General features: G+C 60.5%; 23 protein-coding genes and 1 pseudogene. 18 read left to right on the top strand and 6 right to left on the bottom strand.

Annotation, left to right across the window (positions count from 1 at the left end):
- Positions 1–122: 122 nt before the first annotated feature.
- Positions 123–1,073, bottom strand: a complete 951-nt coding sequence (locus CKW21_RS07825; RefSeq protein WP_095193404.1) for a GlxA family transcriptional regulator — start codon at positions 1,071–1,073, stop codon at positions 123–125.
- A gap of 308 nt (positions 1,074–1,381) precedes the next feature.
- On the opposite strand from CKW21_RS07825, the gene CKW21_RS07820 reads away from it, so the two are divergent.
- Positions 1,382–2,104: a pirin family protein gene (locus tag CKW21_RS07820; RefSeq protein WP_095193403.1), complete on the top strand. Its 723-nt coding sequence runs from the start codon at positions 1,382–1,384 to the stop codon at positions 2,102–2,104.
- 133 nt (positions 2,105–2,237) lie between these two features.
- Here CKW21_RS07820 and CKW21_RS07815 read toward each other — a convergent pair whose 3' ends face one another.
- Positions 2,238–3,122 (bottom strand): LysR family transcriptional regulator, encoded by an 885-nt coding sequence (locus tag CKW21_RS07815; protein WP_095193402.1) that lies wholly within the window; start codon positions 3,120–3,122, stop codon positions 2,238–2,240.
- Positions 3,123–3,234: 112 nt separating this feature from the next.
- Here CKW21_RS07815 and CKW21_RS07810 point away from each other — a divergent pair, with 112 nt between their 5' ends.
- The 3 genes from CKW21_RS07810 (at position 3,235) to CKW21_RS07800 (ending at position 6,705) form a co-directional block, all read left to right on the top strand.
- On the top strand, positions 3,235–4,470 hold the full coding sequence (locus CKW21_RS07810) for a YbfB/YjiJ family MFS transporter (protein WP_095193401.1): 1,236 nt from the start codon (positions 3,235–3,237) through the stop codon (positions 4,468–4,470).
- 95 nt (positions 4,471–4,565) lie between these two features.
- The gene (locus CKW21_RS07805) at positions 4,566–5,564 is read left to right on the top strand and encodes an NAD(P)H-quinone oxidoreductase (protein WP_095193400.1); all 999 of its coding nucleotides are present in this window, start codon (positions 4,566–4,568) and stop codon (positions 5,562–5,564) included.
- Between the two features lie 187 nt (positions 5,565–5,751).
- Positions 5,752–6,705 (top strand): alpha/beta hydrolase, encoded by a 954-nt coding sequence (locus CKW21_RS07800; protein WP_095193399.1) that lies wholly within the window; start codon positions 5,752–5,754, stop codon positions 6,703–6,705.
- Positions 6,706–6,708: 3 nt separating this feature from the next.
- Here CKW21_RS07800 and CKW21_RS07795 read toward each other — a convergent pair whose 3' ends face one another.
- The 3 genes and pseudogenes from CKW21_RS07795 to CKW21_RS07785 form a co-directional block, all read right to left on the bottom strand.
- Positions 6,709–8,523 carry an ABC transporter ATP-binding protein gene (locus CKW21_RS07795; RefSeq protein WP_095193398.1) on the bottom strand — a complete coding sequence of 605 codons (1,815 nt, stop codon included), beginning with the start codon at positions 8,521–8,523 and terminating at the stop codon, positions 6,709–6,711.
- 166 nt (positions 8,524–8,689) lie between these two features.
- Positions 8,690–9,279, bottom strand: a pseudogene (locus CKW21_RS07790) (DUF6338 family protein).
- A 180-nt stretch (positions 9,280–9,459) separates the two neighbouring features.
- Positions 9,460–10,467 carry an AraC family transcriptional regulator gene (locus tag CKW21_RS07785; protein ID WP_095193397.1) on the bottom strand — a complete coding sequence of 336 codons (1,008 nt, stop codon included), beginning with the start codon at positions 10,465–10,467 and terminating at the stop codon, positions 9,460–9,462.
- 165 nt (positions 10,468–10,632) lie between these two features.
- Between CKW21_RS07785 and CKW21_RS07780 the strand changes: the two genes are divergently transcribed.
- The 5 genes from CKW21_RS07780 to CKW21_RS07760 all read left to right on the top strand — a co-directional run bounded on the left by CKW21_RS07780 (position 10,633) and on the right by CKW21_RS07760 (position 13,768).
- On the top strand, positions 10,633–11,484 hold the full coding sequence (locus CKW21_RS07780) for a 3-hydroxybutyryl-CoA dehydrogenase (RefSeq protein WP_095193396.1): 852 nt from the start codon (positions 10,633–10,635) through the stop codon (positions 11,482–11,484).
- Positions 11,471–12,130: a TetR/AcrR family transcriptional regulator gene (locus CKW21_RS07775; protein WP_095193395.1), complete on the top strand. Its 660-nt coding sequence runs from the start codon at positions 11,471–11,473 to the stop codon at positions 12,128–12,130. Before CKW21_RS07780 ends, CKW21_RS07775 begins: the two co-directional genes overlap by 14 nt.
- 90 nt (positions 12,131–12,220) lie before the next feature.
- The gene (locus CKW21_RS07770) at positions 12,221–12,634 is read left to right on the top strand and encodes a VOC family protein (protein WP_095193394.1); all 414 of its coding nucleotides are present in this window, start codon (positions 12,221–12,223) and stop codon (positions 12,632–12,634) included.
- 307 nt (positions 12,635–12,941) lie between these two features.
- Positions 12,942–13,364, top strand: a complete 423-nt coding sequence (locus tag CKW21_RS07765) for a hypothetical protein (RefSeq protein WP_095193393.1) — start codon at positions 12,942–12,944, stop codon at positions 13,362–13,364.
- Positions 13,365–13,567: 203 nt separating this feature from the next.
- The gene (locus tag CKW21_RS07760) at positions 13,568–13,768 is read left to right on the top strand and encodes a hypothetical protein (protein ID WP_095193392.1); all 201 of its coding nucleotides are present in this window, start codon (positions 13,568–13,570) and stop codon (positions 13,766–13,768) included.
- A 3-nt stretch (positions 13,769–13,771) separates the two neighbouring features.
- Here CKW21_RS07760 and CKW21_RS07755 read toward each other — a convergent pair whose 3' ends face one another.
- Complete coding sequence (locus CKW21_RS07755) at positions 13,772–14,551, bottom strand: AraC family transcriptional regulator (protein WP_095193391.1); 780 nt, start codon at positions 14,549–14,551, stop codon at positions 13,772–13,774.
- A 224-nt stretch (positions 14,552–14,775) separates the two neighbouring features.
- On the opposite strand from CKW21_RS07755, the gene CKW21_RS07750 reads away from it, so the two are divergent.
- From CKW21_RS07750 to CKW21_RS07710, 9 genes are all read left to right on the top strand, one after another.
- Positions 14,776–15,702 (top strand): 4-hydroxyproline epimerase, encoded by a 927-nt coding sequence (locus CKW21_RS07750; protein WP_095193390.1) that lies wholly within the window; start codon positions 14,776–14,778, stop codon positions 15,700–15,702.
- A 50-nt stretch (positions 15,703–15,752) separates the two neighbouring features.
- On the top strand, positions 15,753–16,700 hold the full coding sequence (locus tag CKW21_RS07745; RefSeq protein ID WP_095193389.1) for a dihydrodipicolinate synthase family protein: 948 nt from the start codon (positions 15,753–15,755) through the stop codon (positions 16,698–16,700).
- Positions 16,701–16,772: 72 nt separating this feature from the next.
- Complete coding sequence (locus CKW21_RS07740) at positions 16,773–18,056, top strand: FAD-binding oxidoreductase (protein ID WP_095193388.1); 1,284 nt, start codon at positions 16,773–16,775, stop codon at positions 18,054–18,056.
- Between the two features lie 313 nt (positions 18,057–18,369).
- The gene (locus CKW21_RS07735; protein WP_095193387.1) at positions 18,370–19,146 is read left to right on the top strand and encodes an ABC transporter substrate-binding protein; all 777 of its coding nucleotides are present in this window, start codon (positions 18,370–18,372) and stop codon (positions 19,144–19,146) included.
- Positions 19,147–19,238: 92 nt separating this feature from the next.
- Entirely contained in the window at positions 19,239–19,928 is a 690-nt protein-coding gene (locus CKW21_RS07730) for an ABC transporter permease (protein ID WP_095193386.1), read from the top strand.
- A gap of 14 nt (positions 19,929–19,942) precedes the next feature.
- A complete protein-coding gene (locus tag CKW21_RS07725) occupies positions 19,943–20,641 on the top strand; it encodes an ABC transporter permease (RefSeq protein ID WP_095193385.1) in 699 nt (232 codons plus the stop codon).
- 8 nt (positions 20,642–20,649) lie between these two features.
- Positions 20,650–21,762 carry a succinylglutamate desuccinylase/aspartoacylase family protein gene (locus CKW21_RS07720; protein ID WP_095193384.1) on the top strand — a complete coding sequence of 371 codons (1,113 nt, stop codon included), beginning with the start codon at positions 20,650–20,652 and terminating at the stop codon, positions 21,760–21,762.
- A gap of 18 nt (positions 21,763–21,780) precedes the next feature.
- The gene (locus CKW21_RS07715; RefSeq protein ID WP_095193383.1) at positions 21,781–22,545 is read left to right on the top strand and encodes an ABC transporter ATP-binding protein; all 765 of its coding nucleotides are present in this window, start codon (positions 21,781–21,783) and stop codon (positions 22,543–22,545) included.
- A 139-nt stretch (positions 22,546–22,684) separates the two neighbouring features.
- The gene (locus tag CKW21_RS07710; RefSeq protein ID WP_095193382.1) at positions 22,685–23,593 is read left to right on the top strand and encodes a MurR/RpiR family transcriptional regulator; all 909 of its coding nucleotides are present in this window, start codon (positions 22,685–22,687) and stop codon (positions 23,591–23,593) included.
- The last annotated feature ends 19 nt before the right edge of the window (positions 23,594–23,612 follow it).

The raw sequence follows: 23,612 nt of genomic DNA, 5'->3' as shown, positions 1-23,612 counted from the left end.
ACACATCCGGACGGTACCTTCCTTGCTATGAGTTCAAGGCTATCTTGGCAGGCCTCGGCGACCGTACAACCGTCACGGGGGGAGCGTCACGGCCATTACGGTGCGCATCACGGCCAAAAACGTCAGCTGAATTGCTCGCGGTACTGGGTCGGGGTCAGACCGAGCTTCTCACCGAACAGAAACCGCATGTGCCGCACGCTGCCGAAGCCGCTTTTGAAGGCCACGGTCTTGAGTGGCAACTCTGTGGTTTCGAGCAGGTTGCGAGCGCAATCGATCCGCGCACTTTGCAGAAACTCCATGGGCGTCATGCCCACTTCCCGGGCGAACACCCTGGCGAAGTGACGCGGGCTCATGGCGGCCAGGCCGGCCATGCGTTCGATGCTGAAGGTTTCGTCGAGATGCTCGAGTACATGGTTCTGCAACCGGGTGATCGCCGTTTCCTGGGGCGCCACCGCCGCCATCAACGGGCTGAACTGCGCCTGGCCACCCTGGCGTTTCATCACCACCAACAACACCTTGGCCACATCCTGTGCGAGTTTCTTGCCATGGTCGTCGGCAACCACTGCCAGCGCCAGGTCAATGCCGGCGGTGACGCCACCGGACGTCACGAGATTGCGATCCTGGACGAAAATCCGATCGGTCTCGACGGTGGTCTTGGGGAAAGCCTGAATCAAGCGCTCGGTGTAGTGCCAGTGGGTGGTCACGCGATAGCCGTCGATCAACCCGGCATGGCCCAGCACAAACACCCCGGTGCAGATGGATCCGTAATCCTTTGAGCGACTGACGTTGTGCTTGAGCCAGTCGAGCAATCGCGGATGTTTTTCGTTGTAGGCACCGGGGCCTCCGGGCACCAGCAGCAGATCAAATCCGTCACAGGCCTGATCGATAGTCAGATCGGCGAGCACCCTCACGCCATTGGACGCCCGCAGCGCACCGGGTTCGGTGCCGATGGTCGTCAGCACGTAGTGGTCGTCGGGTTTGAGGTACCGATTGGCAATGGAAAAAACATCCATGGGCCCGGCCATGTCGAGCAGGAGAAAGTTGGGGAACAGCACCATTGCCACGGTTTTCATGGGTTCAAATCACTTAGGAGTATCAAGCCACTGGAGACTATCCCTTGTGGGAGCGAGCCTGCTCGCGAATACGGTTTCATATTCAACATAGAGGTGAGGGTCAGACCGCTTTCGCGAGCAGGCTCGCTCCCACAGGGTCCCGCCCGGCATTACTGTGCATTATGGCGAAGTACGGATTCAGCGTCGTCAACATTACTGTCAACCTGAATGAGACAGTATTTCAATTTTCATCTACTTTTTGCACCACTGGGTAACCATTAACCTTCTCCTCACTCGGACGAATCAACGTCCCCACAGGAGATTCCATCATGCTGACCCTTCGCAAAGCTTCTGATCGTGGCATGGCCAACCATGGCTGGTTGAAGTCGTTCCATACCTTCTCTTTCGCCAACTATCGCAACCCGAAAGAACAGGGTTTTTCCGATCTGTTGGTGATCAACGATGACCGCGTCGCCGCCGGTAAAGGCTTCGGCCAGCATCCGCACCGCGACATGGAAATTTTCTCCTATGTGCTCGACGGCGCACTGGAACACAAGGACACCCTGGGCACCGGCTCGGTGATCCGCCCTGGCGACGTGCAATTGATGAGCGCCGGCAGTGGCGTGGCGCACAGCGAATACAACCACTCGGACAAGCGTGCGGTGCACTTCCTGCAAATCTGGATCGTGCCGGATGTAAGCGGCGCCAAACCGCGCTATCAGCAAGAACACTTCAGCACGCAGAAGAAACGCGGCCGCCTGCAATTGATCATCTCCCCCGACGGGGACAAGGGTTCGCTGAAGGTGCGTCAGGATGCCCGGGTGTATGCCGGCCTGATCGACGGCCAGGAGAGTGCCACCCTGGAACTGGCCGCCCATCGCTACGCCTACGTGCATGTGGCGCGCGGCAGTGTCGAACTCAACGGCCTGCGCTTGCAGGAAGGCGACGGTGTGCGGGTTCGCGAAGAACAGGTGCTGACCTTGAGCAACGGCGTGGATGCCGAGGTGCTGGTGTTTGATCTGCGGCCGCAGGAATTGCCTGAAATGCCTTGACCATAGGAGCGCTCCTACAAACTCTTGTGGGAGCGAGCCTGCTCGCGAAGGCGGTGTATCAGTCACATCAATGGTGAATGTGCCAATGTCTTCGCGAGCAGGCTCGCTCCCACAAGGGGGATTGCCCACAGAGCTACAAGGTATGTTCGCTGGAAGATGCAAACTGCTCGACTATCTCATCGATCACCGCCCGTACCCTGGCGGTGTGTCGCAGGTCGGCGTGGGTCACCAGCCACACGTCATAGGGAATTGGTCGGGAGCGTTCCGGCCACAGCCTGACCAGTCCATCCTTCTCCCCCACGTACACCGGAATCTCCCCTATCCCGATCCCTGCAGCGATGGATCGACGCACCAACAGGCTGGAACTCAGGCTCGAAACGATCCGCCCACGCCCCAGCGGCTCACTGACCAGCGTCATGTCCTTGCTGCCCTGCAAATACGGCTGATACACCACCAGATCATGCCCTTCGAATGCCGATCCCGGCTCCGGAATGCCGTGGGCGTCCACATAGTCTTGCGAGGCGAACAGGCCCACCGGCCACCGGGCGATTCGCCGGGCGATCAGGTCCGGGTTATCCGGTCGGGTATTGCGCACCGCGATGTCGGCCTCGCGCTTGGCCAGACTGAGGATTTGCGTCGAGGCGTCCAGTTGCACCCGCACATCAGGGTGATGTTGATGCAAACGGGCAATGGCCGGAATCAGAAAATCGATCGCCAGGGAGTCCGTCGTGGTGACCCGCACGATACCGGTCAAGCGATCGTCAAGGCCCTGAATCCGCCGCTCCAGCTCCAGCGCCGAATGCTCCATTTTCTCCACGGCACGCATCGCCGCTTCGCCCACGGCGGTCAGCGCATAACCTTCGGAAGTACGCAGAAACAGGGTCGCGCTCAATGATTTTTCCAGCGCAGCGATCCGCCGGCCGACCGTGGCCTGGTCCACCCCCAACACCCGCGCGGCGCCCCGAAGTGTCGATTCGCGGCAGACCGCGAGAAATACCCGTGCGTCATCCCAGTTCATGGCGCTCTCCATGCGATGCATTACTGCATCACTACAAAGTGAAATCGCAGCATTATTGCATCAAACAACCTCGTTATGCTGGACGCCAGAGAACACTCACAGGACAAGGTTCATGCCCAGCTCACCAGCTCCCTCCGACACAACACGTAGCGCGATCTGGCTGGCGATCTTCGCCGGCCTCTGCGCCAGCCTGGTCAGTATCGGCCTGGCGCGGTTTGCCTACACACCGCTGATTCCCTCGCTGATCGAAGCCCACTGGTTCTCCGCCAGCGACGTGGTGTTCCTCGGTGCCGCCAACCTGGTGGGTTACCTGATCGGTGCGCTGATCGGTCATCCTCTGGCTCGACGTACGTCCAACAAAACCGCCCTTCGGCTGATGATGCTGGCGGTGACCCTGGCGTTTTTTGCCTGCGCCTTTCCGTTGTCGGTGAACTGGTTTTTCGGTTGGCGCTTGCTGTCCGGCATCGCCGGTGGCGCGATCATGGTGCTGGTGGCGGCAACGGTGCTGCCCCATGTGCCAGCCGCGCGCAAAGGCCTGGCCAGTGGCGCGATCTTTCTCGGTCTTGGCCTGGGCATTGCCGGATCGGGGACAATCGTGCCGCCGCTGCTGAGCCTTGGCTTGCAGCAAACCTGGCTAGGCCTGGGCGTGCTGGCGCTGGCTCTGACTGCAGCCAGCTGGTTCGCCTGGCCGCCCGCCGCGTCCCATGCAACAGCCGTAATGCCCGCCAAGTCCGCGCCAGCAACGATCAACCCGAGTGTCTACCTGCTGTTTGCCCAATACGCGTTCATGGCGGCCGGGCTGGTGCCGGCCATGGTGTTTCTGGTGGATTACGTGGTTCGCGGGCTCGGTGCAGGGCAACACGTCGGCGCGCTGATCTGGGTGATGTACGGCCTGGGCGCGATTGTCGGACCGGTGAGCTACGGTTTTCTGGCCGATCGATTGGGGGCAAAACCAGGCATCCGACTGGTGCTGGCGGTGCAGGCGATTGCAGTTGGCCTGCTATCGGTTTCCAGCTCTTTCGCGGCGCTGGCCTTGCTGGCAGTGATCATCGGCTCGTTTCCGCCGGGCATCGTGCCACTGGCGCTGGCCCGGGTTCACGAACTGGTCCCCGAGCATCATCAACAACAGATCGCCTGGAGTCGCGCCACCGTGTCGTTCGCCACCTTTCAGGCGATCTCCGGGTTTGCGTACTCGGCGCTGTTCAATGCCAGTGGTGGACGCCATGAGTTGATGTTCGTGATAGCGGCGGGGGCGATTGTCGTGGCGTTACTGTTGGAGTTGGCTGTTCGCTTCATGCCCCCCTCCCATGTGGGAGCGAGCCTGCTCGCGAAGACGTCGGCACATTGAACAGAGTAATCGCCCGACACACAGCTTTCGCGAGCAGGCTCGCTCCCACACTGGATCGGTGTACTGAACTGATTTTTTCACTAGAGGTATCGAACATGTCCCTCCCTCAAACCATGACCCTGATCGAGATCACCCAACCCGGTGGTCCCGAAGTCTTGCAACCACGCCAGGTACCGGTACCCACGGCCGGCGCCGGTGAAGTACTGATCCGCGTGCGTGCCGCCGGAGTGAATCGTCCTGACGTGATTCAGCGCGCCGGCAAGTACCCGATGAAACCCGGCATGAACCCGATCCCGGGACTGGAAGTGGCCGGTGAAGTGGTCGCTGTCGGCGCTGGCGCCAACGAGTTCAAGGTCGGTGATAAGGTCTGTGCGCTGACCAACGGCGGCGGCTATGCACAGTATTGCGTGGTCCCGGCCAGCCAGACACTGCCTATCCCCGAGGGCCTGGACTGGGAACACGCGGCGGCAGTTCCGGAAACGTTTTTCACCGTGTGGGCCAACCTGTTCGAGATGGGCGGCGCCCGAAAGGGTCAACGGGCCTTGATCCATGGCGGCACCAGTGGCATCGGCACCACCGCACTGATGCTCTGCCGCGAGTTCGGCATCGAGGCCTTCGCCACGGCGGGCAGTGAAGAAAAGTGTGCCGTGATTCGCGATCTGGGTGCCGAAGCGATCAATTATCGCGAGCAGGATTTCGCCCGTGTCATCGCCGAAAAAACCGCTGGCCAGGGCGTCCATGTGGTACTCGACATCATGGGCGGTTCGTACCTGAACAGTAACGTAGCGGCCCTGGCCCTCGAAGGACGGCTGGTGATGCTGGGTTTCCTCGGCGGCGCAATTGCCAAGGATGTCGACCTGTTGGCAATCATGGCCAAACGCGCCACGGTCACCGGTTCGCTATTGCGTTCACGTACCCGGGAAGAAAAGGCCGTGATCGCACAGCAGTTGCATGAACACGTATGGCCGGTGCTGGCGGCCGGTCGCTGCCTGCCAATGATCGACAAGGTTTACAGGCTCGACGAGGCGGCGCTGGCTCATGCGCGGATGGAAGCGGGCGATCATGTTGGCAAGATTGTGTTGCGGGTGGAGTGATCCGCAGAAACAACACTACCCGCCTGTGGGAGCGAGCCTGCTCGCGAAAGCGGAATGTCTGACAAATAGATATCGGATGTGTAGACGCCTTCGCGAGCAGGCTCGCTCCCACAGGTCGAAATTTTTCCCGCCCTGCGCACGCATCTGTTAAAACGCGGACTTCATGTCTGTGCCAATGGAACATCCGATGCCCATTGCCCTCCTCACTCGACTTCGCCGACGCTGGCTGCCGCTGCTGTGCATGGCTGCGCTGGTCGTCGGCCTGCCGGTGAGTTGCGGCGCGCTCAAGTACAAGGAGCGCGAGTTACTGTTCCGCATCGAACCGGGCACGGCGAGCTGGTATCGCGGTTTGCCGGGGGATGTTCAGGCGTTCGACATCAAACCCGCCAATTTCAAGGCCGGGCAAAACCTGCATGCCTGGTGGTGGCCGGCGGCACGCCGCGATGCGCCGTCGATCCTCTACCTGCACGGTGTGCGCTGGAACCTCACCGGCCAGGCGTTCCGCATCGAGCAACTGCGCGCCATGGGCTATTCGGTGCTGGCCATCGACTACCGGGGGTTCGGCCAGAGCAACGGCGACCTGCCGTCGGAAGCCAGCGTCTACGAAGACGCCCGGGCTGCCTGGGAGCGCTTTACGGCGATGCAACCTGATCCCGGCAAACGCCTGATCTACGGCCATTCCCTTGGCGGTGCGGTGGCCGTCGACCTGGCGGCAGACCTGGCCGCGCAGGCAAAAAAAGATCATGTCGCGGTGCCGGTGCGCGGTCTGGTGATCGAGTCCACCTTCACCACACTGGGCGATGCCGTGGCGGAAGTGGCCGGCAACAACCTGCCCGTCAACTGGCTGCCGGTGCGCTGGCTGCTGTCGCAGAAGTTCGACTCGATCGACAAGATCGTCGATATCGACATGCCGCTGCTGGTGGTTCACGGTCAAGCCGATGCGTTCATGCCCCCGCGCTTCAGCCAGCAATTGTTCAATGCCGCCAATGAGCCCAAGCGCCTGCTGCTGGTACCCGGTGGCACGCATAACAACAGCATGAGCCTGGGTGGCAGCCAATATCGCCAGGCGCTCGACGGCTTGATGAAAGCCAAATCGCAGATCGCCGGGCCGACGGTTTCAAGGGGTGCGCAGGACTCCTGATCGTTATCGATAACCCCGCGCCTGCAAGTCGAACAACTGCGCATAGCGCCCGCCTGCCGCGACCAGGCTGTGGTGATCGCCGTGCTCAAGAATCCTGCCCTGGTCGAGCACGATGATGTGATCGGCGTTACGCACACTGGAAAAACGGTGGGAGATCAGCAGGGTCATGCGGTCCTGGGTGTGCCGGCTGAAATGCTCGAATACCGCCGCTTCCGCTGCCGGGTCAAGGGCCGACGTCGGCTCGTCGAGAATCAGGATATCGGCATCGCGACGCATGTAGGCACGGGACAACGCGATCTTCTGCCATTGCCCGCCGGACAGTTCCTGCCCCCCGGCAAACCAGCGCCCCAATTGCGTGGCATAACCGCGATCCAGACGCTCGATGAAGGGCGCAGCCATGCCTTCGGCGGCGGCTTCGTGCCAGCGCTGCTCATCGTTGAACGCCAGGGTATCGCCCACGCCGATGTTCTCGCCGACGGAGAACTGGTAGCGGATGTAATCCTGGAAAATCACGCCGATGCGCCGACGCAGTGCGTCCTCTTCCCAATCCTGCAAGTCGCTGCCGTCCAGCAGAATTCGCCCCTGATCAGGACGGTACAAACGGGTCAGCAGCTTGATCAGCGTGGTCTTGCCCGAACCGTTCTCCCCCACCAGCGCCACACTGTGCCCCGGTACAAGGTGCAGATCGATGCCTTCCAGCGCAGCATGACGGGCGCCCGGATAACGGAAACCGACGTTCTCGAAACGCAAGCCGTCGCCAGGCACTGCACCGACGGTGAGATGCCCGGTATCGACCACCACCGGCTCAGCCAGGTATTCATAAAGACTGGACAGGTAGAGTCCATCTTCATAAAGGCCACTGATGGCGCTCAGGCTGCTGCTCACCGCTGACTGTCCCTGCTTGAACAGCACCAGGTACATGGTCATCTGCCCAAGGCTGATATTGCCGTGAACCGCATCGACCACCACCCAGGCATAGGCCAGGTAAAACGCCCCGGTGCCGAGCAGACCCAGCACGAAACCCCAGCCGTCGCGGCGCAGGGTCAGCCGCCGGTCCTCGGCATAGAGCCGGGCGAACGTCTCGCGGTAACGCCGCAACAGCAGCGGCGCGAAACCGAACAGCTTGACCTCCTTGATGTAGGCCTCATGGGACAGCAACGTCTCGATGTACGTCTGCTGTCGGCTTTCCGGTGCGCGGCGGGTGAACAAGCGAAAGGCATCGCCGGAAAAATGCGCCTCGGCAAAAAACACCGGCAACGCGCCGACCACCAACAGCACCAGCGCCCACGGCGAGAAGTGCACGAGCAACACACCGAAGCTGATCAACACGATCAGGTTCTGGATCAACCCCAGCGACTTCATCACCAGCGCCAACGGCCGGGTCGAAGCCTCGCGCCTTACCCGCACAAGCTTGTCGTAGAACTCGGAATTCTCGAATTGCACCAGCGACAGCGTCTGGGCCTTTTCCAGAATCATCGTGTTGACCTTCTGCCCCAACTGCACGCGCAACAGCGACTGCTGCACAGACAGCGCACGCTGGGTGGCGGACAGCAACGCCAGCACCCCGGCTTCCAACAGCACATAGCGAAGCACTGGCCACAACGGCGCACTGCCCTGCTGCGCGTGCAACTGCATGGCAAATACCACGGCATCGACAATGCGCTGCCCCAGCCACGCCGCCAACGCCGGCAGCACCCCGGCGATCAGCGTCGCCAGCACCAGGCCAAGGAACAGGCCGCGCGAAGTGCCCCAGACCAGCAGCAAGGCGCGCCGGGACTGGTCGAGTAATGAGGAGAAGCGGGTAAGGACCGCGGGCATATTATCTGTTGCGCCGACGCGGTCTCTCAGACTCTTTTCTTGAAGGTGGGGGGCCGAGTGGAATCACCTGCCCCGGGGGAGGAGGGCCGCCGTTAATCCAGTCCTCCATTAGCCGCCTCAATTCGGGCGGCATTTCTTGCGGTGCTCTGCTTGTCATATGTTCATCCTATGTTTTCAGGAGTTCGACCCATTGTACTTTTGAAACATCGATAACAATCACTTCGGCCCCGGTGTGAAATCTCTGGTTTGCATCTTCAATCCAGTGAGGGTACTCAAGAACGAACTGCCCTCTTGCAGGCTCCGCCGGCCATTCTATCGGCCAGCCAAACAGGCGTTTGCCATGACCAAGTGCAGCACGACATGTCTTTGCCGCGTTGAAAAAGCACTGTACCACTCGCAAGGATATGAAGATTGCCGGGTGATGTTCAGCTTGCGCAGCAGAGCGTGAAGCTTGTCGCTACTGGCAATGTGGCAGGAAAGAAAACCCATCAGCACCGCAATCACCGCTGACCACAAGGTCTCTGATTTTCTGCCTCACATGCCGACTGAAAAGAACCGTTCACCTGTAACCAACAGCAACGCTCCCAACCCAACGACCAGCGACTGGATCACGAAGGTAAAGATCAGCGCCTGAACTATTTGTCCAAAAGTGTCCGGCCGCTTGAAGGCTGTCAGTGAATAAAAGATCCAGGCGGCCAAGAATCCCGGAATCAAATACTGGAGTAGCGGAATCACTTCCTTGATCAAATCATCCATGCAAGTTTTCAATCCATTGAAAGCTCCGATGCGACGCAAAGAAATACCTCACTTCGCCGACTCATTCCACCCGTTGCAAAGCCCCTGTCGTCACAAGAAATTTCGAGATTGAAGGTTCGGAAATTGCCGGCAAAAATCATGGAAAGCTCCTACAAAGACTTAATCGAAGGCCCACACCAACTACTCCTGAAACCTTGCCCGATACCGTCCCGGACTCTCCCCCGTCCACTTCTTGAACGCGCGATGAAATGCACTCGGTTCCTGAAATCCCAGTTGCTCGGCGATGTCGCTGATGCTCGCCCGGCTCTGGCGCAATTGCTCGAAGGCCACCGCACGGCGCACTTCGTCCTTGATCTCCTGATAGGAACAGCCTTCACGTTCCAGCTTGCGGCGGAAGGTGCTGGGGCTCAGGTGCTGTTCGAGGGCGAAGGCCTGCAGGGTCGGCCAGTGGCTGTAATGGCTGTTGCGCAGGCGCTGATGCACCTGTGACGCCAGGCCGTGCTGGTTGCGGAAGCGAATCACCAGCCACTGCGGCGCGGTGCGCAGGAATACTTTCAGCGAGGCCAGGTCCTGCACCACCGGCAGGCGCAGGTAGTGGCTGGCGAATTCGATTTCGGTGCGTTCGGCGCCGAACGTCAGGTTCGGCCCCCAGAGCAAGCGATCGTCACTGAGGGACACCCGCTCGTGGCGGAAATCCGCGCGGTCAATGGGTATGCGCCGACCGCCCAGCCAGCACAACAGGCTGATCATCAACACCAGGAACGTCTCTTCGCCGAAACGGCTGACCTCATCATTTGCCGCCTGGCTGTCCAGGCTGATGAAGGCCCGCTTGCCGCGCACGGACAGCTCGCCGCGAAAATCGTGGAGGAACAGGGCGAAGTTGGCCAGGCACTGACGCATGGCCTTGTGCAGGTCGGGCTCCTGAATCAAGGCGCGGCAAATCAGGGCGAAAGCGCCCGGCGGCATGCCATGGGAATCGAGCCCGAAGAACTCGTCATTCAGTTCGCGGATCTGAATCAGCCACAACGCCGCAAAAGCATTGGCCGGCACCCGCGACGTCGGCTCTTGCATCAGCGCCGGATCAATGCCGGCCTGTTCCAGCACCGCTCGCACTCGCTGCGGATCGTCTCCCAGCCCGTGGATCATTGCCTGCACGAAGTAGGCGGCCACCGAGTCCTTTTCCCGCATCTGAACGCAACGCTCCCCATCATTCGAAATGGCAAAAAACACCAGTGCCGTTGAACAGTTTCGGCATAGGACAACCGCCTTGCCAGCTCTAGACTCGCGCCAATAGTACGCCTTCGGCTGCCACCACGGCCAAGGTATCGCAGGTTTGAGCGAAAGGACGGCAACATGAATCTGCAACACATTGGCGTGATCGGCGCCGGCACCATGGGCAATGGCATTGCGCAAGTCTGCGCCCTGGCCGGTTTCAGCGTGACCCTGCTCGACATCTCTGAGAGCGCTTTGCAAAAAGCCGTCGCGACCGTTGGCAAGAATCTCGATCGTCAGGTTGCCAAGGAGACCCTGACGCTGGAGCAAAAGCTCGCCGCCCTCGACAAGATCCGCACCAGCACCGACTACAGCAGCCTGCACAACGCGCAACTGGTGATCGAAGCCGCCACGGAAAACCTCGAGCTGAAACTGCGGGTACTGCAACAGATCGCGTCGCAGGTCAGCGCCGACTGCGTGATTGCCTCCAACACTTCGTCGCTGTCGATCACCCAACTCGCCGCCGGCGTCAGCCAGCCAGAGCGCTTTATCGGCCTGCACTTCTTCAACCCGGTGCCGGTGATGGGCCTGATTGAAGTCATCCGCGGCCTGCAAACCAGCGACGCCACCCACGCCCTGGCACTGGACATGGCGACCGCGCTGGGCAAAACCGCGATCACCGCCGGCAACCGCCCGGGGTTCGTGGTCAACCGGATTCTGGTACCGATGATCAACGAAGCGGTCCTGGTGTTCCAGGAAGGCCTGGCCAGCGCCGAAGACATCGACGCCGGCATGCGCCTGGGCTGCAACCAACCCATCGGCCCGCTGGCCCTGGCGGACCTGATCGGCCTGGACACTTTGCTGGCGATCATGGAAGCCTTTTACGACGGCTTTAACGACAGCAAATACCGCCCGGCGCCACTGCTCAAGGAAATGGTTGCCGCCGGTTACCTGGGTCGCAAGACGGGGCGTGGCTTCCATGCCTATGCCTGAGCGTTGCTCGCGGTTTGCCGAGTACCGGGACAAGGTGCTGGAATTGTTTGCCAGCAAAGGTTTCGGTCAGGTCGGCATGCGCGAACTCGCCACGTGCCTGGGGCTTTCCCCAGGCTCGTTGTATCACCATTACCCGAGCAAACAGCATTTGCTGCTCGACCTGATCGAGGAGTTTTACGAAGAGCTGTTGGCCACCCTTGGCCGCATCGAACAAAAGGCCCCGGCCAAACGCGACCGGCTCAACAGCCTGATCCGCGCGCACCTGAACCTGCATCGCGACATGCCGTGGCACTTTCGACTGGTGGAGCGCGACAGCGGCTGCCTGAATGAAGAGCAACAGGCGCGGGTTCTCCAGTTGCGCGAACAGTACGAACGCCGGTTGCTGGTGATGCTCGGCGCCCGCTCCCGATTCAGCGAATCAGGTCTGCCGGCAGCCGGGCACGCCATTGCCGCCTTGCTTAACAGCGCACCGAGTTGGCTGTCACCCCATTCGCTGGACGAAGGCGAGCAGGACGAACTGCTGGAAAACATGCTCAGCGGAGCCATCGAGCGCGTGCTCGCACCACGACGCCCGGTCGAGGCAATAAGCCTCGCCCGGTCTATCGAGAAAACGTCTAAAAAAACCCAGGCCCCTGGCGCGATTTAGGGCTTTGCTTGCCCGGTCGATATCATCGGAATTCGCTCCTGAACCAAGCGTCCAATCCGATGTGTCCCTTCAATGACCGGGAGCCGCATCATGAAAATCAATCCCTACCTTATCTTCAATGGCGACTGCAAAGCCGCGTTCACCTTCTATGCCGAATGTCTGAAAGGCCAGATCGAAGCGATGTTGACCTACGGTGAAACACCCGCCGGCGATCATGTACCCAAGGACCTGCATAACCTGATCATCCACACCCGCCTGGCAGTGGGCGATCAGGCGATCATGGGATCGGATACCACCCCCGACCGCCCCACCGAAGAAATGAACGGCTGTTCGATTTCGCTGAATGTCGACAGCATTGCCGAGGCTGAACGGGTGTTTTCCGCACTGTCAGCAGGCGGCAATGTGCAAATGCCGCTGGAGACCACCTTCTGGGCGGCCCGCTTTGGCATGCTGGTCGACCGCTTTGGCGTGTCGTGGATGGTCAATTGCGAGAAGGATCAATGACAATCCCCTTGTGGGAGCGTAATGATTGAGTCTTACCAATCCCTGTGGCGAGCGAGCTGGCTCCGGGCGGCGTTCCGACGTCGGGCTGCGCAGCGGCCCCGAAATCTGAAAACCATTAAGATTTTTGTGAGTGCTACGCACTCAAGCGGGAGCAAGCTCCCTCGCCACAGATTTCTCACTCACTCTAGATCCGTAACGAAGACAGCCCAATCAGACCCGGTTGGGCTTTCTGGCAACTCCCGGGTCGTCTGCTACCGTCAACATGCCATTCCCCGTATAGCAGCGGATTGTCCGGAGGAAACCCACCATGCCTGCGTCCTGGTCCACCCGTTTCAAACTGTCGCTACTGGCCGGCGGGCTCACCGCCACCCTCCTCGTTCTCAGTGGCTGCGCCACCGTCGATGCCCACAGCACCGCCTATGTCGGTGTCGAGCACCCCGCTCCGACAATGCCCAGCGAAGTCGTGGTGCTGCGCTCCGAGCCCCTTCGCCCGCACATCCGTCTGGGTGAAGTGCTGATCGATGCCAGCGTCGATCCCGCGCCACCGATTGCCGAGGTCGAACAGAAATTGCGCGAGGAATCCGCCAAGCTGGGCGGTGATGCCGTGGTAGTGGTCTACGACCGTATCGGGACCGTGGGTGCCCGTGCCAACGGGCCGCTGTGGGCGCGCGATGTGCAAGCCATGGAGGGTCGTAAACTCAAGGGGATTGTCATCAAGTATCGGTCGTAGCCTTTGACTTTCCTGTCCTGAACTCATCGCACAACCTTTCGTCGCAAATCAAAACCCGGGGCGCACTATGCGCCCCTCTCTGGCTTACGGCTTGCACAGGCGGTCGTAGCGGCCCCAGAACGACATAATTCTGACACGCCAGCCCCTCAAACTAATGCTTAAGGCCTCCAGCAATACGCTTGGTCAGTCACCGGAGATGTAACGTGTCAACTCTTAATGAAATCGCAGCGAACCACGCGAGAATGGCCAAGGCAAAAGAAGAGGAGGCGACCGGGTTGAATGAGCGACAGCTTCAGATCGTCGGTGGTTTTGAAATCCCGTGCCTGGAGAAGCAGCAACAGGTTCCGTTGCACCTGATGGCTGGGTCGCAAGACAACCTTGTCGCGCAGGCCGTTGGTTTTTGATCGTCAGGATTCACCGAGTGTCACTTGCCGGTAATGGCGTGGTGTAAAACCCGTCAATGCCTTGAACTGACGGGTAAACGCACTGTGGTCGGTGTAGCCGCACTGCAGTGCGACCTCGGTGATCGGCATGTCGGTATGCAGCATTCGATGTGCATGCTCCAGGCGAACTTTCTGGATCATCTGGCGTGGCGTCAGGTTGAACACACGCTTGCAGTACCGTTCCAGTTGCGCCACTGAAATGCCGGCGATCCGCGTCAGTTCACTCAAGGTGACGCGCCGGTTGAAATGCGCGCGAATGTATTCGTCTACCGCGGCCAGGCGCTGGTAGGCCGGATGCGTCTCGCTGGCCGACTGCAGGTCGACCGAGATCCCCACCAACCCGATGATCTCACCGTTGCGGTTATGCAAGGGCCGTTTGTGCGTCAGGCACCAGCCGGGCTCCCGACTGCCGTACAAGTGCAACTCCAACTGATCCTCCAGAACAAGCCCCTGCTCCAGCACCCGTCGATCCTGTTCGGTATAGCCAGGCCCCAACTGCGCCGGAAAAACCTCGGCACTGGTTTTTCCAAGCAAGGATTGCAGGTGTTTCAACCCGCAGCGACGCACCAGGGTGCGGTTGGCCATGACGTAGCGCGCCTGGACATCCTTGATAAAGATCGCGGCATTGGGAATGACATCCAGCATCGGCAGCAGCAGTGCCACGCCTGCCAATAATTCATCGATGGTCTGAGGACGACTGGCGTCGTTCCCCTGGCACAGGATCGCAAGCGCGTTCTGCGTCATGAAGCTCCCTCCCCCACTTTTCGTCCAGGCAACCAGCACGCCGAGCAGGTTGCCCCAACCCCGGCGCCCTGTCGAGGGCGCATCACGGTCATCCGTACTGTGCTGATTTCGTCATTGATGCCAGTGAAAAACATCAATCGCGGCCAGGCTGACGCGCTCACTCTGAAGCCATTGCCGGTGAGTTCAGACTCACAGCTTTCCGATTTCCTCTAATGGACGGGACTATGAAAAAAGTACATGTCATCGATTCCCACACCGGCGGCGAACCGACTCGCCTGGTGATGAAAGGCTTTCCTGATTTGCCCGGCAATACCATGGCCGAAAAACGCGATGCCCTGCGCGAGGGGCATGACCACTGGCGTCGCGCCTGCCTGCTGGAACCCCGGGGCAACGATGTATTGGTGGGGGCTTTGTATTGCGAGCCGGTTTCGCCGGACGCCACCTGCGGCGTGATCTTCTTCAACAATGCCGGCTATCTGGGCATGTGCGGCCACGGCACCATCGGCCTGGTCGCGTCCTTGCACCACTTGGGACATATCAGCCCCGGCGTGCACAAGATTGATACACCGGTCGGCCAGGTCAGCGCCACCCTGCATGAAGACGGTGCGGTGACTGTGGGCAACGTGCCCGCCTACCGCTACCGCCAGCACGTAGCGGTCGAGGTGCCCGGACACGGCCGCGTGTACGGCGATATCGCCTGGGGCGGCAACTGGTTTTTCCTGGTGTCCGACCATGGAAAGGTATTGCAAATGGACAATGTCGAGGTGCTGACCGAGTACACCTGGGCAATGCTCAAGGCGCTGAAGGACCAGGGCATCCACGGCGAAGACGGCGCCCTCATCGACCATGTCGAGCTGTTCGCCGAAGACGATCATGCCGACAGCCGCAACTTCGTCATGTGCCCGGGCAAGGCCTACGACCGTTCGCCTTGCGGCACCGGCACCAGCGCCAAACTGGCGTGCCTGGCCGCCGATGGAAAACTGGCCGAGGGCGAACGCTGGGTACAAGCCGGCATCACCGCCAGTCAGTTCGAGGGCCGCTACGAATGGGAAGGCGATCGCATCCGCCCGTTCATTACCGGCCGCGCCTGGATGACCGCCGACAGCACGCTGCTGATCGACGAGCAGGACCCCTTCGCCTGGGGTATTTGAACCCCGTACCTCCCTGTTTATCTGAATCAACGTTCCAAGGAGCGACAACCATGAGCGACAACATATTCACCGGTTGCATTCCCGCGCTGATGACACCCTGCACCGCCGAGCGCAAGCCGGACTTCGATGCCTTGGTGGCCAAGGGTCGCGAACTGATCGATATCGGCATGAGCGCTGTCGTGTATTGCGGCTCGATGGGCGACTGGCCCCTGCTCACCGAAGCCGAGCGTCAGGAAGGTGTGGCGCGCCTGGTCGACGCCGGCGTCCCGACCATCGTCGGTACCGGTGCCGTCAACAGCCGTGAAGCGGTGTCCCATGCAGCCCATGCGGCCAACGTCGGTGCCCATGGCTTGATGGTCATTCCTCGCGTGTTGTCCCGTGGCGCATCCGCAACCGCCCAAAAGGCGCACTTCGCCGCCATCCTGAACGCCGCAGCGAATCTACCGGCAGTGATCTACAACAGTCCTTACTACGGCTTCGCCACCCGTGCCGATCTGTTCTTCGAACTGCGCCGAGAGCATCCGAACCTGATCGGCTTCAAGGAGTTCGGCGGTGCCGCCGACCTGCGCTACGCCGCCGAGAACATCACCTCCAGGGACGATGATCTGACCCTCATGGTGGGCGTCGATACCCAGGTGGTGCACGGTTTCGTCAACTGCAACGCCACCGGTGCCATCACCGGCGTGGGCAACGCACTGCCGCGCGAGGTGCTGCAACTGGTGGCCCTGAGCAAGCAGGCGGCCAAAGGTGACGCCAAGGCTCGCCGTCTGGCGCGCGAACTGGAGTCTGCATTGGCGGTGTTGTCGTCCTTCGACGAGGGCTGCGACCTGGTGCTCTATTACAAGCATCTGATGGTGCTCAATGGCGACCAGCAATACACCTTGCACTTCAACGAGACCGATGCACTCAGCGATGCCCAGCGTCGTTACGCCGAGACCCAGTACGGGTTGTTCCGCCAGTGGTACGCGAACTGGTCGAAAGAGCAGAACCTGGTCTGACACCCGACTCGATCACATCGTGGTGCGCCGATGCGCACCTTTTGCTGGATGACCCAACAGAAGCCCAGGAACATGACGTCCCTTAATTCAGGCAATACGCAAAACCCCGCGGACATCGCCGTGGTCGGCGCCGGCATCATCGGCGTCGCCTGCGCCCTTCGGCTTGCACGCCAGGGAAAGCGGGTGGTGGTCATCGATCATCAGGATCCGGGGCACGGGGCTTCATTCGGCAACGCCGGGCATCTGGCCACCGAGCAAGTGTTTCCCATCGCCGACCTGTCCATCCTCAAGCGTCTGCCGGCGATGCTCATGGACCCCATGGGGCCGTTGCGCCTGGACTGGAGATACATGCCCCGGGCATTACCGTGGTTCACCCGTTTGTTGCTGAACCTGCGACCGGCACCTTTCCAGCGCACCGTGGCCGGCATCCGCGCACTCAACGAAAGCAGCCTTGGCGCCTGGCAACGGCTGCTCGAAACGATTGCCCGTCCGGACCTGCTCAAAGAGGATGGCTCGCTGCTGGTGTTCGAGCGCCCTGACTCGGGACAGGCAATCGATGCGTTACAGGCACGCATGCGCCATCAAGCAGTGCCTGTCGATTTATGGCAGGCGAGCGCAGTGCGTGAGGTCGCCCCGCAACTGAGCGAGCACATTCAGGGCGGGCTGTTCTTCCCGCGCACCGGGCACTTCCTGGACCCCTACCGCGTCGTTGGTGAATTGGTGAAAGCGGCCAAGGCCAGCGGCGTGCAGTTCATCAAACATCAGGTCACGGGCGGGCGTGTGCAGGAGCACGGCGTGTCACTGCTCACCCACCAAGGCAGCCTGACTGCCCGCCAGGTCCTCATCGCCTGCGGCGCTCACTCCGCCAGACTGACCGCCGCGCTGACCGGCAAAAAAGTGCCCCTGGACACCGAACGCGGCTATCACCTGATGCTACCCCATGAACACCAGCGCCTGCCTTTCGCCGTCACCTCGCTGGAACGCAAATTCATCATGACCCCCATGGCCGACGGTCTGAGGCTGGCCGGCACCGTCGAATTCGCCGGCCTGGACAGCCCTCCGAACATGGAACGCGCCTGGCAGTTGCACCGATTGAGCAAAGGCCTGTTCAAGCGTGATCTGAATGCTGAGGCTGCAACCCCCTGGATGGGGTTTCGTCCTTCGCTGCCTGACTCATTGCCGATTATTGATCGGGTGTGCGACGGCAAGGTGTTGCTTGCGTTTGGTCATCAGCATTTAGGGCTGACTCAAGCGGCGGTTACGGCTGAGCTGATTGGCCGGATGGTATTGCCTGCAAGCCCCACTGGGGTTCATGCATTGCCGGCGGTTGAGGCGTATCGATTGGATCGGTTCTGAGCGCCCCCCTGCACCACCAACCCACCCAATCCCTGCTCGCGAAGGCGGCTGCACAGCCAACACCTGCGTTGCCTGACAGGCTGCTTTCGCGAGCAGGCTCGCTCCCACAGGTTTTACACCTTGACTGACTGGCATTAGCGTTTTCCGCGCCCCTTTTTTCGTTTGAAGGTTCGGTGGCATGGCTGCGATTACATGCCCATCCATGCACCTTTTATCGCCTCGCATTGATACGTTTATTTTCACATTATTGATTTATGAAATTTAATGTGTCATTTATATCTCCGCGTCATCCCCCATCCAAGGAGTCAACAATATGAACAAGACAGAACTTCTAGGTGCCCTGGCACTGTGCGCCGCAAGCTTTCTGGCCCACGCCGACGAAGACAGCCTGCGTATCGGTATCGAAGCCGCCTACCCGCCCTTCTCCTTCAAGACGCCAGAGGGCAACGTCAGTGGTTTCGACTACGACATCGGCAACGCGCTGTGCGAGGAAATGAAGGTCAAATGCGAGTGGGTCATCCAGGAGTTCGACGGCATGATCCCGTCGCTGAAAGTGCGCAAGATCGATGCGGTGCTGTCGTCGATGTCGATCACCGAAGACCGGATGAAGTCGGTCGACTTCAGCAAAAAGTACTACCACACACCGGGCAAGTTCGCGATGAAGGCCGGCAACGTGATCAACGACCCGCTGGTCGATCTCAAGGGCAAGAAAGTCGGCGTGCAACGCTCCTCGACCTACGACCGCTTCGCTACCGAGCAGTTGGTGAAAGCCGGCGTCGAGGTGGTGCGCTACTCCTCGCAGAATGAAGCCTTCCTCGACTTGGCGTCGGGTCGACTGGACGCCACGCTCGCCGACATCGTCAACACCGATGAGAGCTTTATCAAAACGCCGTTAGGCAAAGGTTTCGCCCTGACAGGGCCGGACATCAACGACCCGAAATACTTCGGCAGGGGCGCCGGGATCGCGGTGCGCAAAGGCGACACGGCGAACGTTGCACGCTTGAGTGCAGCGATTGACGCCATCCGCACCAATGGCAAGTACCAGCAAGTGATGGCCAAGTACTTCGCCTTCGATATCTACGGCGAATAAGCCGTTACCCGAAACCCTGGCGTCGGCCCTTGCGGGCGCCACGTCTTGCTTGTTTCGCGCGCCCACCGGGCGCTCGCTTGAGGAATTTCATCATGCTCCACGGCTACGGATCGAGCATTCTCGATGGCGCCTGGCTGACCATTAACCTGGCCCTGATCTCCATGTCCATGGCGATTGCCCTGGGCCTGATCGGCGCCGCCTTTCGTTTATCGCCGTTCAAATGGCTGGCGATACTGGGCGAAGGCTACACCACCCTGATTCGCGGTATTCCCGACCTGGTGTTGATCCTGCTGATCTTCTACGGCGGCCAGGATCTGGTGAACCGCATTGCCCTCGCACTCGGTTACACACGCTACATCGACATCAATCCCTTTATCGCCGGCGTGTGCACCATGGGTTTCATTTTTGGTGCCTATCTCTCGGAAACCTTTCGGGGTGCCTTCATGGCGATCCCCAAAGGCCAGGCCGAAGCCGGTGCGGCGTATGGCATGGGTGGTGCCCAGGTGTTCTGGCGGATTCTGGTGCCGCAGATGATTCGTTTCGCCATTCCCGGCTTCACCAACAACTGGTTGGTGCTGACCAAATCCACCGCGCTGATCTCGGCCATCGGCTTGCAGGACATGATGTTCAAAGCCAAAAACGCAGCGGACGCCACCCATGAGCCATTCACGTTTTTCCTCGCGGTTGCCGCGCTCTACCTGATGCTGACCAGCGTGTCATTGCTGGTCCTGCGCTGTCTGGAAAAACACTACTCGGTCGGCATCAAAGCCGCCGAACTGTAACCGGGAGCCCACCCATGATTCTCGACTACAACCTGATCTGGGAGAACCTGCCGCTGTATTACAGTGGCGTATGGGTGACCCTGAAAGTGCTGCTGATTTCCCTGGCCGTTGGCCTGGTGCTGGCGATTCCGCTGGCGCTGATGCGGGTATCGCGATCACCGTTGATCAACTTTCCGGCCTGGCTCTACACCTACGTGATTCGCGGCACGCCGATGCTGGTGCAACTGTTCCTGATCTATTACGGGTTGGCGCAGTTCGAAGCGGTACGCCAAAGCGCGCTCTGGCCTTACCTGTCCAGTGCCACCTTTTGTGCCTGCCTTGCCTTCGCGATCAATACCAGTGCCTATAGCGCGGAACTCCTGGCCGGCAGTTTGAAGTCCACGTCACACGGCGAGATCGAAGCCGCCAAAGCCATGGGCATGTCGCGCGTTACCTTGTACCGCCGCATTCTCCTGCCGTCCGCCTTGCGTCGGGCGCTGCCGCAGTACAGCAACGAAGTACTGATGATGCTGCAAACCACCAGCCTGGCGTCGATCGTCACGCTGGTGGATATCACCGGCGCCGCGCGAACGGTCAGTTCGCGGTTTTATCTGCCGTTCGAAGCGTTCATCACTGCCGGCCTCATCTACCTGGCCCTGACCTTCATCCTGGTTCGCCTGTTCAAGCTGGCCGAGCGCCGCTGGCTGGCCTATCTGGCACCGCGCAAGCACTAAGGAGTTTTATGGAACACATTCAATACCGCTTGCCGTGGAGTGCCTCGGGCACGGAGCGATCGCTCGCGCTGCTTCGTTTTGGCAGCGGCCCGCGCAAGGCCTACATCCAGGCCTCGCTGCACGCCGACGAGCTACCGGGGATGCGCGTCGCCGTCGAACTCAAGCGCCGCCTGCGAGCGCTGGAAGAACAAGGTCGCCTGACCGGCGTGATCGAGTTGGTGCCGATGGCCAATCCGATCGGCATCGCACAGATGTTCCAGGCCACCCATCAAGGGCGTTTTGAGTTTTCCAGCGGGAAGAATTTCAATCGCGACTTCCCGGAGCTCGCCGAAGCCGTGGTACCGATGCTGGAAGGTCGACTGGGAGACGATAGCAACAGCAACATCGCGCTGATCCGTCGCGCCATGAGCGATGCCCTCACCAACATGTCACCACCGACATCGGAACTCGATGGCCTGCGGCGCCTGTTGATGCAACATGCCTGTGATGCCGACGTGGTGCTGGACCTGCACTGCGACTTCGAGTCGATCATGCTGCTGTATGCGATGCCGCAAAACTGGCCACGCTTGCACTCATTGGCCGCCCGCCTGGGCGCTGGCGTTGCCCTGCTGGCCGAGGCGGCGGGAGGTAACGCCTTCGACGAAGCCTGCGCCATTCCCTGGCTGCAACTGGCCGAGCGATTTCCCGAAGCCAATATTCCGCTGGCGTGCGTCGCGACCACCCTCGAACTGCGCGGCATGGCCGACACCGAACGCGAGCAATGCGTCGAGAGCGCGCAGGCCATTCTCGGCTATCTCGCCGAGCAAGGCCTGATCAGTGGTGACTGGCCTGACGCCCCGCCGAGCCTTTGTGAAGCGACCCCCTTCGCCGGTGCGCAATACGCCTATGCGCCGCACCCGGGGGTGGTGAGCTATTTGCAACCGTTGGGCGCCCACGTCAGGGTCGGCGATCCGCTGTTCGAAGTCATCGACCCGCTGACTGACCTGCACAGCGTGGTGCGCGCCAGCACTGACGGCATCCTGTATGCCCGCGAACGACTGCGTTTTGCCCAGCCTGGTTTGTGGCTGGCCAAAGTGGCCGGCCGTACCCCCATCCGCCAAGGCCGCTTGCTCAGCGACTGATTCCAGAGAGTTGAACCCATGTACAAGCTTGAAATTCAGGACCTTCACAAAAGCTACGGCAGCCACGAAGTGCTCAGGGGCGTGTCCCTGGAGGCCAAAGCCGGCGACGTCATCAGCATCATCGGTTCCAGCGGTTCCGGCAAAAGCACCTTCCTGCGTTGCATCAACCTGCTGGAGCAACCCAACGCCGGCAACATCGTGCTCAATGGCGAACAGCTCAAACTGGTGACCAACAAACTCGGCGGGCTCAAGGCGGCCGAACCCAAGCAACTGCAACGCATGCGTTCGCGACTGTCGATGGTGTTTCAGCACTTCAACCTCTGGTCGCACATGAGTGCCCTTGAAAACGTCATGGAAGCGCCGGTGCATGTGCTGGGTGTGAACAAGAAACAAGCGCGGGAAAAAGCCGAGTACTACCTGAACAAAGTCGGCGTGGCGCACCGCATGGACGCCTGGCCGGCTCACATGTCCGGCGGTGAGCAACAGCGTGTGGCCATTGCCCGCGCGCTGGCCATGGAACCTGAAGTGATGTTATTCGACGAACCGACTTCGGCACTCGACCCCGAGCTGGTCGGCGAAGTGCTCAAAGTCATGCAGGACCTGGCACTCGAAGGCCGCACCATGGTGGTCGTGACCCACGAAATGGGTTTTGCACGGGAAGTATCGAATCAGTTGGTGTTCCTGCATAAAGGCCAGGTCGAGGAACGTGGCGATCCGCGCGAAGTGCTGGTCAAACCGCAATCCGAGCGCCTCCAGCAGTTTCTGTCCGGCAGCTTGAAATAATCAACCCGCCCCGCTCTCCGCAAGAGACGGCTTCGGATACACTCCAGCCTGCGCAGCACCCTGTGGGAGCGCCGCCCGCACGCTCCCACAGGTTATGCGCCAGCCCCAGCCCCAACCCTCAGGAAGTGTTGAACCGGATATGCCGACTCCTTCGAAAAACACCACGGTCTATGCCGCTCCAGTGATGCGCAAACTCGCGGAAATCGTTCCCGACTTACCGCCGTCACTGCGCAAGGTGGCGGATTTTATCCTGCGTCATCCGCTCAGGGCCGCGACGCTGACGATCGAAGAAATGGCTCATGAAACATCCACCTCGCCAGCAGCAGTCAATCGTTTGGCCAAGGCGCTGAACCTGGGTGGCTACACCGGCATGAAAGCCGAGCTGGTCGCGACGTTGCAGCAGATGGTGTCGCCGGTCGACAAACTGCGAAACGAACTGGCCCATCGTCCTGGCGGCGCCTTTGGCCTGCATGAGCAAATCCAGAGCGCCACCAGCAACCTCGCCACGGCCGCCACCAACAACCACGCAGACACCTTTGAAGCGTTCGTCACCCGTCTGATCAACGCTCGCAAGATTTACATCCTGGGCTTTGGCAACAGCGTCTACTTCGCCGGGCTTGCCGCCTCGACACTGATGCCGTTCTGTGCGGACGCCACCGCCATCAGCATGGAGGGCGGCAACGAAAACGCCGCTTACCGTCTGGCCGCCATCACCGATCAAGACGTGTTGCTGGCAATCTCCCTGCCGCGCTATTCCCTCGACACCCTGCAACTCGCGCGTTTTGCAAACGAGCGCGGCGCCTCGGTGCTGGCAATCACCGACTCACCCGCCTCGCCGCTGACCAGTATTGCCGAACACGTGTTGTTTGCCCCCGCCGATCATCCGGTAATGACCAGTTCCAACATCGCCGTGCTCGCCTTGATCGAAGGATTAGTGGCGGGTGTGATGGCTCGTAATAAAGAAGCCGTCAAGCTGGCGACCGAACTGACCGAAAGCGTGATGTCTTACTTGCATATCCCCTCCAGCGGTAAATCGCCGAAAAAGTGATGATTCCAAGGCCAATTGG

The organism is Pseudomonas sp. Irchel 3A7 (assembly GCF_900187565.1).
In the GTDB taxonomy this organism is placed as follows: Bacteria; Pseudomonadota; Gammaproteobacteria; order Pseudomonadales; family Pseudomonadaceae; genus Aquipseudomonas.
The sequence above is the reverse complement of the archived record's forward strand: the minus strand, read 5'-3'. Positions and strand labels throughout refer to the sequence as shown.

Coding starts and splice junctions, on each gene's coding strand:
- CKW21_RS07820 (WP_095193403.1), top strand. CDS start 1,382: ATGCTGACCCTTCGCAAAGCTTCTGATCGTGGCATGGCCAACCATGGC.
- CKW21_RS07725 (WP_095193385.1), top strand. CDS start 19,943: ATGATTCTCGACTACAACCTGATCTGGGAGAACCTGCCGCTGTATTAC.
- CKW21_RS07805 (WP_095193400.1), top strand. CDS start 4,566: ATGTCCCTCCCTCAAACCATGACCCTGATCGAGATCACCCAACCCGGT.
- CKW21_RS07720 (WP_095193384.1), top strand. CDS start 20,650: ATGGAACACATTCAATACCGCTTGCCGTGGAGTGCCTCGGGCACGGAG.
- CKW21_RS07770 (WP_095193394.1), top strand. CDS start 12,221: ATGAAAATCAATCCCTACCTTATCTTCAATGGCGACTGCAAAGCCGCG.
- CKW21_RS07825 (WP_095193404.1), bottom strand. CDS start 1,073: ATGAAAACCGTGGCAATGGTGCTGTTCCCCAACTTTCTCCTGCTCGAC.
- CKW21_RS07710 (WP_095193382.1), top strand. CDS start 22,685: ATGCCGACTCCTTCGAAAAACACCACGGTCTATGCCGCTCCAGTGATG.
- CKW21_RS07730 (WP_095193386.1), top strand. CDS start 19,239: ATGCTCCACGGCTACGGATCGAGCATTCTCGATGGCGCCTGGCTGACC.
- CKW21_RS07715 (WP_095193383.1), top strand. CDS start 21,781: ATGTACAAGCTTGAAATTCAGGACCTTCACAAAAGCTACGGCAGCCAC.
- CKW21_RS07815 (WP_095193402.1), bottom strand. CDS start 3,122: ATGAACTGGGATGACGCACGGGTATTTCTCGCGGTCTGCCGCGAATCG.
- CKW21_RS07765 (WP_095193393.1), top strand. CDS start 12,942: ATGCCTGCGTCCTGGTCCACCCGTTTCAAACTGTCGCTACTGGCCGGC.
- CKW21_RS07800 (WP_095193399.1), top strand. CDS start 5,752: ATGCCCATTGCCCTCCTCACTCGACTTCGCCGACGCTGGCTGCCGCTG.
- CKW21_RS07750 (WP_095193390.1), top strand. CDS start 14,776: ATGAAAAAAGTACATGTCATCGATTCCCACACCGGCGGCGAACCGACT.
- CKW21_RS07745 (WP_095193389.1), top strand. CDS start 15,753: ATGAGCGACAACATATTCACCGGTTGCATTCCCGCGCTGATGACACCC.
- CKW21_RS07740 (WP_095193388.1), top strand. CDS start 16,773: ATGACGTCCCTTAATTCAGGCAATACGCAAAACCCCGCGGACATCGCC.
- CKW21_RS07775 (WP_095193395.1), top strand. CDS start 11,471: ATGCCTATGCCTGAGCGTTGCTCGCGGTTTGCCGAGTACCGGGACAAG.
- CKW21_RS07785 (WP_095193397.1), bottom strand. CDS start 10,467: ATGCGGGAAAAGGACTCGGTGGCCGCCTACTTCGTGCAGGCAATGATC.
- CKW21_RS07755 (WP_095193391.1), bottom strand. CDS start 14,551: ATGACGCAGAACGCGCTTGCGATCCTGTGCCAGGGGAACGACGCCAGT.
- CKW21_RS07795 (WP_095193398.1), bottom strand. CDS start 8,523: ATGCCCGCGGTCCTTACCCGCTTCTCCTCATTACTCGACCAGTCCCGG.
- CKW21_RS07810 (WP_095193401.1), top strand. CDS start 3,235: ATGCCCAGCTCACCAGCTCCCTCCGACACAACACGTAGCGCGATCTGG.
- CKW21_RS07780 (WP_095193396.1), top strand. CDS start 10,633: ATGAATCTGCAACACATTGGCGTGATCGGCGCCGGCACCATGGGCAAT.
- CKW21_RS07735 (WP_095193387.1), top strand. CDS start 18,370: ATGAACAAGACAGAACTTCTAGGTGCCCTGGCACTGTGCGCCGCAAGC.